At 68.3% G+C, this 15,351-nt stretch carries 12 protein-coding genes; 5 read left to right on the top strand and 7 right to left on the bottom strand.

Features of this window, described 5'->3' with window-relative positions:
• Positions 1 to 41 precede the first annotated feature (41 nt).
• Positions 42 to 2,108, bottom strand: a complete 2,067-nt coding sequence (locus ABDZ95_RS03095; RefSeq protein WP_343790209.1) for a TonB-dependent siderophore receptor — start codon at positions 2,106 to 2,108, stop codon at positions 42 to 44.
• Between the two features lie 49 nt (positions 2,109 to 2,157).
• Here ABDZ95_RS03095 and ABDZ95_RS03100 point away from each other — a divergent pair, with 49 nt between their 5' ends.
• A complete protein-coding gene (locus ABDZ95_RS03100; protein ID WP_343790211.1) occupies positions 2,158 to 3,330 on the top strand; it encodes an acetyltransferase domain-containing protein in 1,173 nt (390 codons plus the stop codon).
• A gap of 9 nt (positions 3,331 to 3,339) precedes the next feature.
• Here ABDZ95_RS03100 and ABDZ95_RS03105 read toward each other — a convergent pair whose 3' ends face one another.
• The 5 genes from ABDZ95_RS03105 to ABDZ95_RS03125 form a co-directional block, all read right to left on the bottom strand.
• Positions 3,340 to 3,831: a hypothetical protein gene (locus ABDZ95_RS03105; protein ID WP_343790214.1), complete on the bottom strand. Its 492-nt coding sequence runs from the start codon at positions 3,829 to 3,831 to the stop codon at positions 3,340 to 3,342.
• 203 nt (positions 3,832 to 4,034) lie between these two features.
• Positions 4,035 to 7,379: a S8 family serine peptidase gene (locus ABDZ95_RS03110; protein WP_343790217.1), complete on the bottom strand. Its 3,345-nt coding sequence runs from the start codon at positions 7,377 to 7,379 to the stop codon at positions 4,035 to 4,037.
• A 331-nt stretch (positions 7,380 to 7,710) separates the two neighbouring features.
• Positions 7,711 to 9,357: a chaperonin GroEL gene (groL, locus tag ABDZ95_RS03115; protein ID WP_343790219.1), complete on the bottom strand. Its 1,647-nt coding sequence runs from the start codon at positions 9,355 to 9,357 to the stop codon at positions 7,711 to 7,713.
• Between the two features lie 121 nt (positions 9,358 to 9,478).
• The gene (groES, locus tag ABDZ95_RS03120; protein WP_123288102.1) at positions 9,479 to 9,766 is read right to left on the bottom strand and encodes a co-chaperone GroES; all 288 of its coding nucleotides are present in this window, start codon (positions 9,764 to 9,766) and stop codon (positions 9,479 to 9,481) included.
• 144 nt (positions 9,767 to 9,910) lie between these two features.
• Positions 9,911 to 11,350 carry a tetratricopeptide repeat protein gene (locus ABDZ95_RS03125; protein ID WP_343790222.1) on the bottom strand — a complete coding sequence of 480 codons (1,440 nt, stop codon included), beginning with the start codon at positions 11,348 to 11,350 and terminating at the stop codon, positions 9,911 to 9,913.
• 163 nt (positions 11,351 to 11,513) lie between these two features.
• Between ABDZ95_RS03125 and ABDZ95_RS03130 the strand changes: the two genes are divergently transcribed.
• Together ABDZ95_RS03130 and ABDZ95_RS03135 are read left to right on the top strand one after the other, a co-directional pair.
• Complete coding sequence (locus tag ABDZ95_RS03130) at positions 11,514 to 11,939, top strand: hypothetical protein (RefSeq protein WP_343790225.1); 426 nt, start codon at positions 11,514 to 11,516, stop codon at positions 11,937 to 11,939.
• A gap of 276 nt (positions 11,940 to 12,215) precedes the next feature.
• On the top strand, positions 12,216 to 12,443 hold the full coding sequence (locus tag ABDZ95_RS03135) for a hypothetical protein (RefSeq protein ID WP_343790228.1): 228 nt from the start codon (positions 12,216 to 12,218) through the stop codon (positions 12,441 to 12,443).
• A 79-nt stretch (positions 12,444 to 12,522) separates the two neighbouring features.
• Here the strand turns inward: ABDZ95_RS03135 and pgi are convergent, their stop codons facing one another.
• Positions 12,523 to 14,148, bottom strand: coding sequence for a glucose-6-phosphate isomerase (gene pgi / locus ABDZ95_RS03140; protein WP_343790231.1), 1,626 nt, complete (start codon positions 14,146 to 14,148; stop codon positions 12,523 to 12,525).
• Positions 14,149 to 14,262: 114 nt separating this feature from the next.
• Between pgi and ABDZ95_RS03145 the strand changes: the two genes are divergently transcribed.
• Both ABDZ95_RS03145 and ABDZ95_RS03150 read left to right on the top strand, forming a co-directional pair.
• On the top strand, positions 14,263 to 14,739 hold the full coding sequence (locus tag ABDZ95_RS03145) for a hypothetical protein (RefSeq protein WP_343790236.1): 477 nt from the start codon (positions 14,263 to 14,265) through the stop codon (positions 14,737 to 14,739).
• Positions 14,740 to 14,938: 199 nt separating this feature from the next.
• The gene (locus ABDZ95_RS03150) at positions 14,939 to 15,331 is read left to right on the top strand and encodes a GIY-YIG nuclease family protein (protein WP_343790240.1); all 393 of its coding nucleotides are present in this window, start codon (positions 14,939 to 14,941) and stop codon (positions 15,329 to 15,331) included.
• Positions 15,332 to 15,351: the final 20 nt, after the last annotated feature.

The following is a 15,351-nucleotide window of genomic DNA, read 5'->3' on the forward strand; positions in this document are numbered from 1 at the left end:
GTCCAACGCAGGGACGCGGCCGGGGTTCAACCGACCTCGCCCTACAGCTTCACCGTCAGCGACGCCCGCACCGATCGCGGGGCGCCCCGGCTGATCCACAGGGCGCTGTAGGAGCTGGCGGCGTAGTCCTCGTCCAGAAGGTTGTCGACCTCGACCCGCGCCGTCAGGTTGGGCGTCAGGTCATAGTCCGCCGCCGCCTTGACCTTCCAGTAGGCCGGCAGGCGGATGCCGTTGGCGTTCAGATCCCCAGCCCGCTCGCCGACATAGGCCGCGCCGGCCATCACTGACCACTCGCGGCCGTCCGGCTGCGAGAACCGGCCAACGGCGAACAGCGAGCCGGAATGCTCCGGCACATTGAGGACCGTGTCGCTGGCGAAGGCCGCGTCGTCGGCTTCCGCATCCGTCCAGGAATAGTTGGCGATCACCTGCCAGGCGTCCGCGATCCGCACCGAGCCGTCCAGCTCCACCCCGCGCGTGGTCAGCTTTCCGACCGGGGCGAGGTAGTTGGGATCGACCGGATCGGTCGTCAGGATGTCGGTCTTCTCGATATCGAAGAGCGTCATCGCCAGATCGACGCCCTCCCAGGCGCCGCTGACGCCCAGTTCGTAACCCTCGCCGGATTCCGGCGCGAAGCCGTTCCCGTCGCGCCCCGTGCCCGAGTTCAGGACGAACGACTGGCCCCACCCCGCATGCAGGGACAGGGCGTCGGTCAGCCGATAGCGAAGCCCGACCCGGCCATCCAGCGGGTTGTCCGACGTCTCGCCCACCGCGCCGGTGCGGTTGTTGCGGATCGTCTGGGTGTAGTCGTCGACCCGCAGGCCCGCGATCAGGCTGAGGCGATCTGTGACCTCCCACAGGTCCTCCGCGTGGAAGGTGACGACCTTGCGGGTTTCCAGATTGTCCGTGAACGGAGCAGGGTCCGGAGCAACCTGCCCATAGACCGGTGTGAAGACATTGACAGCATAAGGCGCGGCCGCCGACGGATTGCGACGCAGCCAGCGCTCGCCGTACTCCAGCTCATAGGCCTTCACTCCGAACGCGGGCCGGTGGACGCCCAGGCCTGTCTCGATCCGGCCCCGCACCTCCAGCCGCGCGGACAGGTCGTCGACGGTGAAGTCGCGCCCGCGCCGTTGCCGCCAGAGACTGTCTCCGACCAGTCGCGAGTGATCGCTGGACAGGCCTTTCAGCGACCCGCCGCGCCACGCCACGCCGCCGACCAGACTCCAGTCATCGCCCAGCCAGTACTCGCCCGACACCTGATGCCGCTCGTTGCGGAAGCGGGTCGTCCCGTCGCCCGGCTCGCCGTAGTAGTTCTCCCGCCGCAAGGCCAGGGCGTCGCCGTTCAGTCCCGGCACGCCCCGGTCGAACAGGGTATCGAAGGTCGTGAACTCCCCGACATAGGTCAGGCGCAGCGCCTCGCTCGGCCGCCACGTCAGCGACGGCGCCACCACCGTCCGGTCCAGGAAGACGTGGTCGCGCCAGCCGTCGCTGGTCTCGCCCGCCACCACGATCCGCCCGGCCAGGGTCTCGCCGACCAGAGGCCCGGTCAGGTCCAGCTCGCCGCGCGTCAGGCCGAACGAGCCCACGGTCGCCGTGAAGCGCGCGTCTGTCTCGAACTGCGGCGTCTTCGAAACGAGGTTGATCCGGCCCGCCGGATCGATGTCCCCGAACAGGGCGCCGGCCGGACCCTTCAGCACCTCGACCCGCTCGGTCGTGGCGGGGTCCCTCGGCGGCGCCATGCCCCGGTTCGCGAGGAAGCCGTCGACATAGTATTCCGCCCCGCCGTCCGGCGTGCCGAGGAAGCCGCGGATGGCGAAATTGTCCATCACCCCGCCGCGGTTGTTCTGCTGGCTGACCCCGCTGACCAGCTCCAGCGCATCGACCAGCCGGGTCGCGCCGACGGCCTGCAGCAGGTCCGCCTCCACCGACCGGCTGGACGGCGACATCCGCTCCGTCGCCGCGCTGGCGCCCAAGGTGGCATCGCGCGCCGTGCGGCTGCCCAGCACCACGATCTCGCCCAGCATGGCGGGTTCGGCCTGGTCCGCCTCGGCCGGAGGCGTCGCGGCGGCCAGCAGGCAGAGGCTGGCGCAGCTCGTCAGCAGGGACACGGGGAAACTCCATTTGTGATGTTATACTATATCGGCTAGACGCTCCCGCATGTCGCTGTCAACCGCTCCGCTTTCGTCGGCTCCCCCCGCCGCCTCCACCGCCCGCATCCCGTCGATCGACGCGCTTCGCGGTCTGGTGATCCTGCTGATGCTGGTCGACCATGCGCGGGAGTTCTTCTTCATCCACGCCCAGGTGCCGGACCCGATGGACGTGGCGACGACCTCGCCGGCCCTGTTCTTCACCCGTCTGGCGGCCCACCTGTGCGCCCCGGTTTTCGTCGCCCTGACCGGCCTCGGCGCCTGGCTCTATGCATCGAAGAAGGGCGGGGCGTCAGCGGCCTCCGGCTTCCTGTTCAAGCGTGGTCTGTTTCTCGTCTTCCTCGAATTGACGGTCGTGAACTTCGCCTGGAATTTCGACGTCCTGCCGCCGACGATCTTCCTGCAGGTGATCTGGGCGATCGGCCTGTCGATGATCGTGCTGTCGGCGCTGGTCTGGCTGCCGCGCCCGGTCCTGATCGCCGTCGGTCTGATCATCGTGCTGGGCCACAATCTGCTGACGCCCATCACCATCCCCGAGGGCCAGCCCGGCCACGCGATCTGGGCCGTCCTGCATGATCGCGGCTTCATCCAGATGCCGTGGGGCGGACAGGTGCGAACCTCCTATCCCCTGCTGCCGTGGATCGGCATCGCCGCGCTCGGCTACGCCATCGGCCCGTGGTTCAAGGCGCCGGCCGCGCGCCGACTGCGCGACCTGACGATCCTGGGGCTGTCGATGCTGGCCCTGTTCGCCGTGCTGCGCGCCATCAACATCTATGGCGAGCCGCTGCCGTGGTCGGTCTGGCCGACCCCGCTGCAGACGGTGATGAGCGTCTTCAACCTGACCAAATATCCGCCGTCGGCCGACTTCATCCTGCTGACGCTCGGCGTCGGGACATTGCTGCTGGCCGCCTTCGAGGTGATCTGGCCCCGGCTGATCCGTCTGCTCGCCGTCTACGGCGGCGCGCCCCTGTTCTTCTACCTGATCCACCTCTACGGCCTGCATCTGGCCGCCCGCGCCTGCCTGGCGATCTTCGGAGCCAATCAGGGCGAGGTCTTCGGCGTGCCAAACGTCGGCTGGGTCTGGGCCATCGCGGTGCTCGCCGCGATCCCCAGCTGGTTCGCCTGCCGCTGGTTCGCCGGCGTCAAGCGCCGCAGCGGCCAGTGGTGGATGAAGTACCTGTAGGCCGCCCGCCTATCGCAGCACCCACGGCGCCAGCGTGGCCAGCCCCGCGAGCTCCATCCGCCACAACAGGGCATAGCGAACCACGCACCCTTCGCCCGCTCCGGCGCGGAACAGATAGAGGGTCATCGCGCGGTCGTGCCGGGTGAAGGCGCCCGACGGGGTGACAGCCGCGCCGCCCGGCGCATGACGTTCGGCCATCAGTGGCGGCGGCGAAGTCCAGCCTGCGCTCTCGAGCACGCGTGTCGCCTCCGCGAGGGTCAGGCAGCCGTCGCCGGTCACGACCGGGGAGATGAACGCCGCCATCGTTCCGGTATCGACCCTCGGCCGACCCTCCGCCGGCGCGACGCGAACGTAGTCGGCGCCGTTGGGGAGGCGGATCTGGGCGTGCCGGTCCTGCCGCGGCTGCACTGCGCCGCGCGCGCCGACGATCCGCTCGACCTGCTCCATCGTGGGCGCGTCCCTCAGTGCGGACAGGCCGACGAACATCGGATCAGCGAACATCGACACCTCCGGCCGAGATAGCGGCGCCGACGCGGGGCCGGCTTCGGATCGCCCGGGACCGGCCGGAGCGCAGCCGGCCATGACCGCCAGAAGGCCGGCCAGCGCGAGAGACAAACACCGGGCCATGCGAGCCTCCTGAAAGAGAAAGGGCGGGCGGAGCCTGCCAGCTCCGCCCGCCCCGATCCACCGGAACCGTCCGGTCCCTAGAAGTTGACGACCAGTCGGACGTTGCCGGTGTGGTTGTCGTACTTCGAGCCCAGCTCGCCCGAGTAGCCGACTTCCAGCGAGACGTTGCGGGCGACCTCGGCGGCCAGACCGCCGTCGACGACGAAGGCCTTGTCCGAGCGCGGCGCACCGCCGACCACGAAGGCGTTGCTGCCTGGGAAGGCGAACTGCGCCGAGGGAGCCAGGTCGCCGTCGACCACACGGAAGCCCATGGCGCCGCGCAGTTGCAGGTTCATCGGCAGGTTGGCGCTGCTCGAGGCGAAGCGAACACCGGCCGTGGCGATGTTCATGTCGGCCTCGGCCACTTCACCCGTCAGGGCCAGGTTGCCGCCGGCCTCCACCACGCCGTCATTGGTCGAGCGCAGGTGCACCAGCTGCAGGAAGGGCTCGGCGGTCGTGCCGTTCGCCACGCCCGGGAAGCCGAGGTCGACGAAATACTGCTGCGTCGAATAGTCGGTTTCACTGCGCAGTTGCTGGCCCAGACCCGGCGTCGTGATCGAGCGGCGAACGTCGGCGTTGTGGTCCGAATAGACCACGCCGCCGCCCACGCGCCAGTTCGAGCCGCGATAGGCGCCATACAGGCCGAAGTGGCTGTTGTCGGCGTCGATGTTCGAGGCCGCCGTGGTCTGCACCTCGGTTTCGCCCCAGCCGCCGAACACGCCGAAGGTCAGGTTGTTCGACAGGCCGAAGTCGGCGCCGATCAGGTAGGTGTCGGTCGTCTGCTCGGCGCGCGCGACGCCGTAGCCGGTCCGCTCGCCTTCCGAACGACGGGCGTCGCCCCACACCGAGATGCCGACTTCCGGACGATTGGCGCCGGCGACGATGCGGCTGATGGCGGCTTCACGCACGCTGCGGCCGGAATCGATCAGGCTGCCTTGGATGCTGGCATAGGCCTCGCCGCTGATTTCGGTCAGGGCGGTGCGGCCCTGCTCCAGCGTCAGCTGGCTCAGGCTGTTCAGCACGACGTTGTTGGTCGGCAGGGCGTCGATGGCGCCGCCCACGGATCGCATGTTGTCCGTCGTCGCTGCGGCGCTGAAGGCCATGCCGCGCGAGACGGTCAGGCGCACCGCATTGGCGCTCGGCGTCAGGCTGAACGACATGAACGGCAGGGTCAGGCCGTTGGTCTGCACGCCGCTGAAGCCGCCGGTCACGCCGCCGGTGGCGGTCAGGATCGTGTAGGTCTGGCCCACCTGATACAGGCCCGGAAGCGCCAGCACGTTCACCGTGCCACCGTTCAGGGTCGCCGCGCCGGTCACGGCCAGCAGGCCGGACGAGTTGGCCGGACGGGTCGCCACGTTGAACGTCGAGCCCGCGTTCTGGACGTAGGAGCCGATCACGTTCAGGCGGCCCAGATCGGTCACCGACAGGCCCGGGGTGATCGAACCGCTGACGATGGTGTTGGCCAGGGTGCCCGTGCCGAACAGCGAGCCGGCCGCGCCGATGGTGGTCAGGCCGCCGTTGATCGTGCCCGTCACGATGGCCGAGCCGCCCGTCACGTTCAGCGGCGTGTTGTTCAGCGTGCCGCCGATCATCAGCGTGCCGCCGGTCACGTCGACCGCGCGGGTCAGGGCGTTGGCGCCGGTCAGCTCCAGCACGCCCTGCTGCACGGTCAGGCCGTTGAAGGTGTTCGAGCCGGACAGGCGCAGCCAGCCCTGACCGGTCTTGGTCAGACGGCCGACGCCCGAGATGTCGTTGCTCCAGTCGTCCCAGGCGTCGCCGGTCCAGACCTTCGCGCCGCCGGCGCGGTTGGTCATGTTGACCGTGCTGTCCTTGATCAGCTGGCCCGGACCGTTGATCGCCTTCTGCAGGTCGACGATGCCCCAGCCGTAGATCGGGTCGACGCCCGGCGCGCCGATATCGCGCGCCGTCGTCAGCATGATGTCGCGAACGAAGGTGCCCTGCAGATAGGGATAGCGTTCGAACAGCAGTGTCAGGGCGCCGGTCACGTGCGGCGCGGCCATCGAGGTGCCGGTCAGGGTCTTGAAGGCGTTGGTCGTGATCTCGCCGGTGGCGATTTCACGGAAGCCGATCGGCTGGCCCAGATCGTTGAAGATGATCTCGTGACCGGCCAGGGTCGTGCCGCCGGCATTGCTGAAGACAGCGTTGGTGCCGAACTGGGCCGACCAGATGGTCGTGCCGGCGGCGGCCACGCACCATTGGGCTGCGGCGCCGCAGATGCTCGAACCGGCGTTGATCGTGCCGGCGCTGTTGATGTTGGCGACGGCCACCCAGTACGGCTCGTACTCGGGCATCCAGCGCGGCAGGCTGGCGGTCAGGCCTGCGACGTCGTTGGGCGTATTGCCCGCCGACCAGACCTGCAGGATGCCGGCCGCCGAGGTCTGCTGGGCCGTGGCGAGGAAGATCGGATCCAGGAACGCCTTGTTGGCCAGGTAGGCCGCGTCGAGGTTCGCGACCGTCGGCGTGCGCAGGGTGTAGCCCCAGCTGTTGTTGATCACCTTGACGCCTGAAGCGACGAAATCGCGATAGACGTTGGTCCGGGCCTGCAGCGACATCTGCGGCATCTGCGAGTAGCAGGCGCCGGCCGGGCAGTTCAGGCCGGCCGCCTCATAGACCAGCGAGTCCAGGTCGCTGATGCTGTCGGCGAACAGGCGCGCACTGACGATGCTGGCGTTGTAGCCCACGCCGTGGGTGCCGTTCTCGTCGCGATTGCCGGCGATGGTGCCCGCCACGTGGGTGCCGTGGCCGGTCCGGTACATGAAGCGGTTGCCCGACACGCCCACATAGGTCGGCAGCAGGCCCGTGTAGATGTCGTTGCCGTCGTAGACGTAGAAGTCACGGGCGCTCTCGTCGCCCTGGGTGTAGAAGCAGCCCGTCAGGTTCATCACGCCATTGGTCGGCGCGCACAGGCTGCCGTCGGCCAGCACGTCTGCAGCGGTGATCGACAGGTTGTTCTTGCCCGTGAATTCGGTGTGGCGGAACTCGACGCCGTCATCCAGAACGCCGGCGCGGATGCCCGCGCCGGTCAGGCCGCGCGCATAGGCGTATTGCGCATTCATCTGACGCAGGCCGTAGTCCTGCATGAACTCCGGCGTCATCCAGCTGGCCACGTCGCCCACGCGACCCGGCTCGACATAGCCGGCCGGCGGCAGGCGAACGGCGCCGGCGACCGGTGGCGTGTAGGCCAGTGGGCCGAAGTCCACGTGCCGCTCCTCGCGCAGCCCGCCGTGATGCAGGGTGGCGGCGATCTGCTCGGCGCCGGAAACCTCCTGGGCGCTGGCCGGGGCCGCGCCGAACACGGCGATGGCGCCCAACGCCGAGGCGTACATCAGCGACTGGCGACGGGACATCGAGAGAGCGGGCATCCGGAATCCTTGAGCAAAAAACCGATCTGGACACACGAAAGACCGCGCCTCCCCCCTCGTCTCGCGCGGCGAGAACGGGCGAGAGATGAAGCGGCCTGATCGCGAAGGGTTTCGTCAGGACGAACGCGTTGAACCGGACTGGAAAAACCCCCGAACCATTGGTGGACGACGGCCCACTTTGTGACAAGACAATTACAACCTTGGATCAAAAATGTGATCGCATTGCGCTGTTTTGCCGCCAGCCAGTCGAGGCGCGAGGTGCAAGAAAAAAGGCGCCCCGGTTTCCCGGAGCGCCCTCTTCTGTTTCAGCCTGTCGACTGAACGGCGGACCCTAGAAGTCCATGCCGCCCATGCCGCCCATGCCGCCGCCCATGTCGGGGGCTGCGCCGCCCGACTTCTTCGGCGCATCGGCCACGGCCGCTTCGGTCGTGATCAGGATGCCGGCCACCGAGGCGGCGTCCTGCAGGGCCGTGCGGACCACCTTGGCGGGGTCGATGACGCCCATCTTGACCAGGTCGCCGTACTCTTCGGTCTGGGCGTTGAAGCCGAACGACGGGTCGTTCGATTCCAGCACCTTGCCGACGACGATCGAGCCCTCGACGCCTGCGTTCTCCGAGATCTGACGGATCGGAGCCTGCAGGGCGCGGCGGATGATGGCGATGCCGGCGTTCTGGTCGGCGTTGTCGCCGGTCAGGCCTTCCAGCTTCTTCGAAGCCTTCAGCAGGGCGATGCCGCCACCCGGGACGATGCCTTCGTCCGCGGCCGCGCGGGTCGCGTTCAGGGCGTCGTCGACGCGGTCCTTCTTCTCCTTGACCTCGACCTCGGTCGAGCCGCCGACGCGCAGGACGGCGACGCCGCCGGCCAGCTTGGCCAGACGTTCCTGCAGCTTCTCACGGTCGTAGTCCGACGTGGTGGCTTCGATCTGGGCCTTGATCTGCGAGACGCGGGCCTCAATGGCCTCCTTCTCGCCGGCGCCCTCGACGACGGTCGTGTCGTCCTTGGTGATCGAGACCTTCTTGGCCTTGCCCAGCATGTCGAGCGAGACGCTCTCCAGCTTGATGCCGAGGTCTTCAGAGATGACCTGGCCGCCGGTCAGGACGGCGATGTCCTCCAGCATGGCCTTGCGGCGATCGCCGAAGCCCGGAGCCTTGACGGCGGCGACGCGCAGGCCGCCACGCAGCTTGTTGACCACCAGGGTGGCCAGGGCCTCGCCCTCGATGTCCTCGGCGATGATCAGCAGCGGACGGCCCGACTGCACGACGGCTTCCAGGATCGGGAGCATCGGCTGCAGCGAGGTCAGCTTCTTCTCGTGGAGCAGGATGAGCGGCTCCTCGAGGATGGCCTCCATCTTGTCCGCGTTGGTGATGAAGTACGGCGACAGGTAGCCGCGGTCGAACTGCATGCCCTCGACGATGTCGACGGTGGTTTCGGCGGTCTTGGCTTCCTCGACGGTGATGACGCCGTCATTGCCGACCTTGGCCATGGCCTGGGCGATCAGGGCGCCGACTTCGACGTCGCCGTTGGCCGAGATGGTGCCGACCTGGGCGATCTCGTCGTTCGAGGTGACCTTCTTGGAGCTGTCCTTGATGTCGGCCAGGACGGTGACGACGGCCTTGTCGATGCCGCGCTTCAGGTCCATCGGGTTCATGCCGGCGGCTACGGCCTTCAGGCCTTCCTGAACGATGGCCTGGGCCAGAACGGTGGCGGTGGTGGTGCCGTCGCCCGCCTTGTCGTTCGTCTTCGAAGCGACTTCGCGGATCATCTGGGCGCCCATGTTCTCGAAGGCGTCTTCCAGCTCGATCTCTTTGGCGACCGACACGCCGTCCTTGGTCGAGCGCGGCGCGCCGAAGGACTTCTGGATCACGACGTTGCGGCCCTTGGGACCGAGGGTGACCTTCACCGCATTGGCGAGGATGTTGACGCCGCGCAGCATCTTGTCGCGCGCGTCGGTGTTGAATTGTACGATCTTGGCGGCCATCCGGCTGCTCCTTGAAATGAGTGCTAGTGAAGAGTGAGCGAAGGGGTGAGCGAAAGAGGAGCGGCGGCCAGGAGCAGAAACCGCTCACTGGCACTCCGCTCACTTTTCACCCGACCGAAGCTCAGCTCAGGACGCCGAGAACGTCCGATTCCTTCATGATGATCAGGTCTTCGCCGTCGATCTTGACCTCGGTGCCCGACCACTTGCCGAACAGGATGCGGTCGCCGGCCTTCAGCTCGAGAGCGTTGACCTTGCCGCTGTCATCACGGGCGCCCGGGCCGACCGAGACGACTTCGCCTTCCTGCGGCTTTTCCTTGGCCGTGTCCGGGATGATGATCCCGCCCTTGGTCTTGGATTCCTCTTCCACGCGCTTCACGAGCACGCGGTCGCCGAGCGGACGAAACGCCATTTGGATGTCTCCCTTGAGAATATCATCGCGTGCGCCCGGACCGGACCACCGTTTTGGCAGCCGCCATGCCCGAGTGCTAACGCGCCCGGCAGGTAAGACGGGGTACCCCCAGCGTCAAGCCGGGCAGCAGTAAAATAGACGGCGTCAGTCGGCCGCGGCGGACACGGCCCAGGCCGCTTCGACCTGACGGCCGAACAGGGGACCGGCTCCGCGGACGCGATTGCGCCAGTCCCGGCCGCGCACATCCTGCCCCAGAAGTTCGTTCAGCCCGGCGCGCACACGCACCAGAGCCTCGTCCGGCCTATCGCGGGCGACCAGGAAGGCCGCGTAGTGCTCGGTCGTCGCCAGGCTGTCCGCATGGGCCGGCGGCAGGCGCGAACCGGCGATCGTCGCGGCGCGCTGGTACAGGGTCTCCGCCTCGGCGTCCTTGCCCAGCCGCGCCAGCACCAGGGCATAGCCGTCCAGCGTCTCCAGCAGGTCCGGACTGTCCGCGCCGATCCCGGCCTCCAGCGTGGCCAGCCCCTCGCGGAACGGCGTCTCCGCCTCCGCCCACTTCTCCTGATCGGCCAGCGCATAGCCGAGATTGGCCCTGGCTACCCCGGTGAACGGATGGTTCGGCCCGACGATCTGCAGCGCCAGATCCAGCGCCTGCCGGAACGGCGCCTCGGCCTTCTCGCCCTGCCCGGTGATGTGCAGGAACCAGCCATAATTGGTCAGGCACTGGGCCAGCAGCACCGGATCGTTGGCCTGCTCCGCAATCGCGACCGCGCGCACGTACAGCGGCTCGGCCTGATACGCCCGCCCCGTCCGGCGCAGGGAGTTGGCCAGATTCGACAGCACGATGGCGACGTGGAAATCGTCCGGCCCGTACAGCACCTCGTACATGCCCAGCACCTGCCGGTAGAAAGGATCGGCCTCGGCATGGCGGCCCTGCGCGGTCAGGGCGTTGGCGACCAGATTGGCGCTGTCGGCGGTCTTCTCGTGCACGGGTCCGAACAGGGCCTGCCGGCGGGTCAGGCTGTCCCGCGCCGCCGCCTCGGCCTCGGTGTTGCGCCCCAGCGCGTCCAGCACCCGCGCCTCGTCATAGATCAGGGTGGCGATCTCCTCGGGCAGCGGCGCCGGCGCGCCGTCGAGCAGGGCGCGCGAGCGCCGCAGATCCGCCAGCGCCGGCTCGTACTCGCCCGCCTCGAACCGGACGCGCCCGCGCGTCGACAGGGCCAGGGCGACGACGGGCGCATCGGGTCCTTCAGCGTCCATAATGACCTTCAGGGCCGCCTCCGCCGCCGCGCGGGCGCCGGGCAGGTCGCCGGCATTGTTCCGCGTCTCGGCCAGGCGGATCAGGTTCATCGACACTGTCGTCGCCGGACCGCCGTCCTGAAGGATGGCCGCGACCGGATCGCTGTCGGCCGAGATCCGGACATCACCGCGCATCTCGCCCTGCCGCGGAGGCGGCGGAGCGGCGGCTGCTGGCGGGGGAGGCGGCGGCGGAGGCGGCGGGGGAGGCGGCGCGACCTGCGCCAGCGCGCCCGTCGCCGACACCAGCAACGCCCCCAGCGCCAGACCGATCTTTAAACCTGCTCGCACGCGACCACCCTCGCTGAACCGCGTTCTCAGGAAGCCGCATCGAAAGCGGCCTGACAAGATGAACCGAACCTGAACAGCACGTCCCCGACCCGTTCAGGCCTGACGGTTCATGACTGTATGCAAGCCCGGCGCTCCCCCGCCGGCCTGACAGAAAGGAACGACCATGAAGACGCTTTCGAAAATCGCTCTCGCAGCCCCGGTCGCCGGCGCCATGGCCGTGACCCTGATGGCCGCCGCTCCGGCAGAGGCCCAGAGCCGCGACAACCGCAGCCGTGACGCCGTCGTCGGCGCCGTGGTCGGCGGTCTGGCCGGCGCCGCGCTCGGCAACGGCGACGGCACCTATATCGTCGGCGGCGCCCTGGCCGGTGCGGCGCTCGGCGCCACCGCCAGCCGCGGCGGCGACGACTGCGGCTACTACCGCGGCGGCCGCTGCTACCGGAACCAGGGCCACTGGGAGCGCGAGCACGGCATCAACAGCCGCGACCCGCGCTGGGAACAGCGCCGCGACTACCGCGAGAACCGTCGCGATCGCCGCGATGACCGTTGGGACCGCCGTGACCGCGATTACCGCTACGACCGTCGCTGGTAAGCGAGACACCCTTCATCCGGCCGCGTGAGTAGGGTCGGATGCGTGGGCGAGGAAGGCGGGCTCCGGAAACGGCGCCCGCCTTTTTCATGACGGCGATGCTGCCGTAATTAGCACCCGATAAAGCAACGCTTGGCCGTGCGCGGATACGCACTTGGTTGCCTCAAGACATGTTGCTGTATTTATTAAAGTTATTTCCCAATTTCGCTTTACAGGCTTGTTCTGACGCCGATGGTTCTCCGGCTCGCGGTTTTTGCGAGCGTCTGGAGGAGCACCACAATGAAAATCGATAAAACCGCAAAAGCGGCCGTCGTCGCGATTGCGATCGCCGTGTCATCGATCTCCGCCGCCGTGCCGGCGTCTGCAGGTACACCGGTCAAGGACTGCGCGGGGGATGCGGCCCGGTTCAGGCTGAGCAGCTATTTCCACAGGGTCACCGGTCTGAGCGGATTCTTTGGGTTCGCCTTCGACGCATCGTCGAACCGCAAGTACTTCTCCTGCAAGTAACGCAGGACGACATCAACGGTCATTCACGGCGACGGCGGCTCGGTGGGCCGCCGTTTCTGCGACCTCGCCCGAAGCGGCCTCACACCATCAGCCGCTTCATCAGCTCGGCCGTCGACGGATCCAGCCCGGCCCCGGGCTCCCCGGCCTCGACGTCCTTCAGGATCGCCTTCGCCAGAACCTTGCCCAGTTCGACGCCCCACTGGTCGAAGCTGTTGATGTCCCACACCACGCCTTCCACGAAGGTCTTGTGCTCATAGAGCGCCAGCAGGGCGCCGACGGCCTCGGGGCTCAGGGCGTCCATCAGGATGGTGGTCGAGGGCCGGTCGCCCGGGAAGGTCTTGTGCGGCGCCAGCCGGTCCGCTTCGGCGTCCGACGCGCCCGCGGCGATCAGCTCGGCCCGCGCCTCCTTCTCCGTCTTGCCGACCATCAGCGCCTGCGCCTGCGCCAGCGCATTGGACCACAGCGGCGCATCGCCCTCGCGGTCGTCCATGGCGGCGTCGGAGGTATGGCCCACGACCACGAACTCGGCCGGAACCACCGTCGGGCCCTGATGGATCTGCTGGAAGAAGGCGTGCTGGCCGTTGGTTCCCGGCTCGCCGAACACCACCGGTCCCGTGGCGGTGTCGACGGCGGAGCCGTCGCGTTTCACCCGCTTGCCATTCGATTCCATCTCCAGCTGCTGCAGGAAGGCCGGCAGGCGGCGCAGGCCGTGGGCATAGGGCGCCACGGTGCGCGCGTTCCGGCCCATGCCCTCGACGTTGTAGATCTGCGCCAGCGCCAGCAGCACCGGGGCGTTCTTCTCCAGATCCGCCGTCAGGAAATGCTCGTCCATCGCCCGGGCGCCGTCCAGCACACGCTCGAACACGTCCCAGCCCAGCGCCACGGCGACCGACAGGCTGACCGACGACCACAGCGAATAGCGGCCGCCGACCCAGTCCCGGAAGCCGAAGGTCCGGCCGCAGCCCCAGGCCTCGGCCTTGTCCGGCGCGGCGGTCACGCCCACCAGATGGCGCGGCAGGCGCTTGGCCGACAACGATTCCGACAGCCAGGCCTTGGCCAGTTCTGCGTTGGCCAGTGTTTCCTGCGTGGTGAAGGTCTTGGACACCACCACGACCAGAGTCGTCTCCGGATCCAGCCCGCTCAGCGCCTCGGCCATGTCGCGCGGATCGATATTGGCGACGAAGCGCAGGTCGATAGTCGGCTCCAGCGGACGCAGGGCATCCCACAGCAGGCGCGGACCCAGATCCGAGCCGCCGATGCCGATATGGACGATGGCCGTGAACGGCTGGCGCGCCCCGCCGGTCTCGGCGCCCGAGCCGATATCGGTGGCGAACTGGGCGATGGCGTCGCGGGTGGCGGTCACCTCCTTCGACACCGGCTCGCCCAGCGCGTGGAAGTCGGCGTCGTCGGCCGCGCGCAGGGCCGGATGCAGCACCGCGCGGCCCTCGGTGTTGTTCACGACCTCGCCGCCGAACAGCGCCGCCCGGCGTCCCTCGACATCGCAGGTCCGCGCCAGATCCAGCGCCGCTTCAAAGCCTTCGGCGCTCCACGACTGCTTGGACAGGTCCAGATAGAGCCCTGCGGCCTCCACCCCCATCCGCTCGATCCGGCCCGGATCGACGGCGAACTGGTGGACGATGCGCGAGCTCGAATCCTTGCGCGCGACGGCGCGAAGCATGTCCAGGGCCTGGGAGCGGGCGGTCATGGGCGGGTCTCGAACTTCAGGAGGGTAAACCCTCGTTTACGGGTCGGGCGTAAGCCGGTTCAACGTCGAATGCACGATTCGACCCAAACAAATGGTTCGCCCAAGAGGTTTCCCATGTCCTGCGGCGTCGCCCTCGCGATCTCCCTGCTGCTCGCAGACCCCAATGTCGCCGCCGCCGCGGCCCAGCCGCCGGTCGCGCCCGCCGCGCCGCTTTCGGTCGCCTCCGAGCCCCTGTTCGCCGACATCGTCGCCCGCTCCGGCGGCCTTCGCGATCTCGTCCGCGGCTGGATGGAGACCGGAGCCGCCGACCAGACCGGCTTCTTCGCCAGCGAGACCTTCACCGGCTTCCGCACCCGGACGACCGAACTGGCCGCGCTGGACATGCAGGGTCACCTGATCCTCAAGGAGCGCGGCACGGACAGCGACCTGAAATGCATCCTGCGCGGCATCTCCGAGGACATGCCGAAGAAGGTCGAGGCCGTCGAAACCGCCGCCTCCCCCGCGGAGCGCCGCGTCGCGCTGGACGAACTGGCCTACCTCCTCAACGACAACGTCGAGGTCATCACGGCGCCGCCGGCGCCGCCGGTGTAGGGCGAGCTCCCTCTCCCTTCCCCAACACCGTCACCCTCGGGCTTGACCCGAGGGCCGGACGTCGTGGCAAGCTGTACCTGTCCGCCGGCCCGCGACCTCAAACCCACACAGAGCCCTCCTCACCTCCGATCCTCGGGTCAAGCCCGAGGATGACGGCGTTTGATATTGACTCCAGCGCGCGCTCAAACAACTCTCGGTTATGTCCCGCGAGCGCCCGTTCATCGCGACCTACATTGAGGCCAGCCGCCCCTTCGGCGTGATCTACATCGGCTCGACCAGCAACCTGATCCGCCGCAGCTTCGAACATCGTGAAGGCCGCATCGAGGGCTTCACCAAACAACACGGCTGCGGCCGGCTGGTCTGGTACGAGCCATATGAGTTCATGACCACGGCCATCCGACGCGAACGCGCGCTCAAGCGCTGGAACCGCGCCTGGAAGACGCAGTTGATCGAGCAACGCAATCCGGACTGGGCAGACCTCCACCCCTGGCTCATCGGCGAGGCGTCCGATCCGCGCCTTCCGGACCCGAACGACGGGGGCGTCGCGAACTTCCTCAAACGGTTGGAAGACGGCGAGCTTGGCGACGAGTAGTTGTGCACCGTCACCCACCC

Origin of the sequence: Brevundimonas kwangchunensis (assembly GCF_039523815.1) — a bacterium.
Classification (GTDB): domain Bacteria; phylum Pseudomonadota; class Alphaproteobacteria; order Caulobacterales; family Caulobacteraceae; genus Brevundimonas; species Brevundimonas kwangchunensis.

What these genes read in the sequence shown, in the direction of transcription:
- ABDZ95_RS03100 (WP_343790211.1), top strand. Translation starts at nt 2,158, where the DNA reads ATGTCGCTGTCAACCGCTCCGCTTTCGTCGGCTCCCCCCGCCGCCTCC.
- ABDZ95_RS03105 (WP_343790214.1), bottom strand. Translation starts at nt 3,831, where the DNA reads ATGTTCGCTGATCCGATGTTCGTCGGCCTGTCCGCACTGAGGGACGCG.
- ABDZ95_RS03110 (WP_343790217.1), bottom strand. Translation starts at nt 7,379, where the DNA reads ATGCCCGCTCTCTCGATGTCCCGTCGCCAGTCGCTGATGTACGCCTCG.
- groL (WP_343790219.1), bottom strand. Translation starts at nt 9,357, where the DNA reads ATGGCCGCCAAGATCGTACAATTCAACACCGACGCGCGCGACAAGATG.
- groES (WP_123288102.1), bottom strand. Translation starts at nt 9,766, where the DNA reads ATGGCGTTTCGTCCGCTCGGCGACCGCGTGCTCGTGAAGCGCGTGGAA.
- ABDZ95_RS03130 (WP_343790225.1), top strand. Translation starts at nt 11,514, where the DNA reads ATGAAGACGCTTTCGAAAATCGCTCTCGCAGCCCCGGTCGCCGGCGCC.
- ABDZ95_RS03135 (WP_343790228.1), top strand. Translation starts at nt 12,216, where the DNA reads ATGAAAATCGATAAAACCGCAAAAGCGGCCGTCGTCGCGATTGCGATC.
- pgi (WP_343790231.1), bottom strand. Translation starts at nt 14,148, where the DNA reads ATGACCGCCCGCTCCCAGGCCCTGGACATGCTTCGCGCCGTCGCGCGC.
- ABDZ95_RS03145 (WP_343790236.1), top strand. Translation starts at nt 14,263, where the DNA reads ATGTCCTGCGGCGTCGCCCTCGCGATCTCCCTGCTGCTCGCAGACCCC.
- ABDZ95_RS03150 (WP_343790240.1), top strand. Translation starts at nt 14,939, where the DNA reads ATGTCCCGCGAGCGCCCGTTCATCGCGACCTACATTGAGGCCAGCCGC.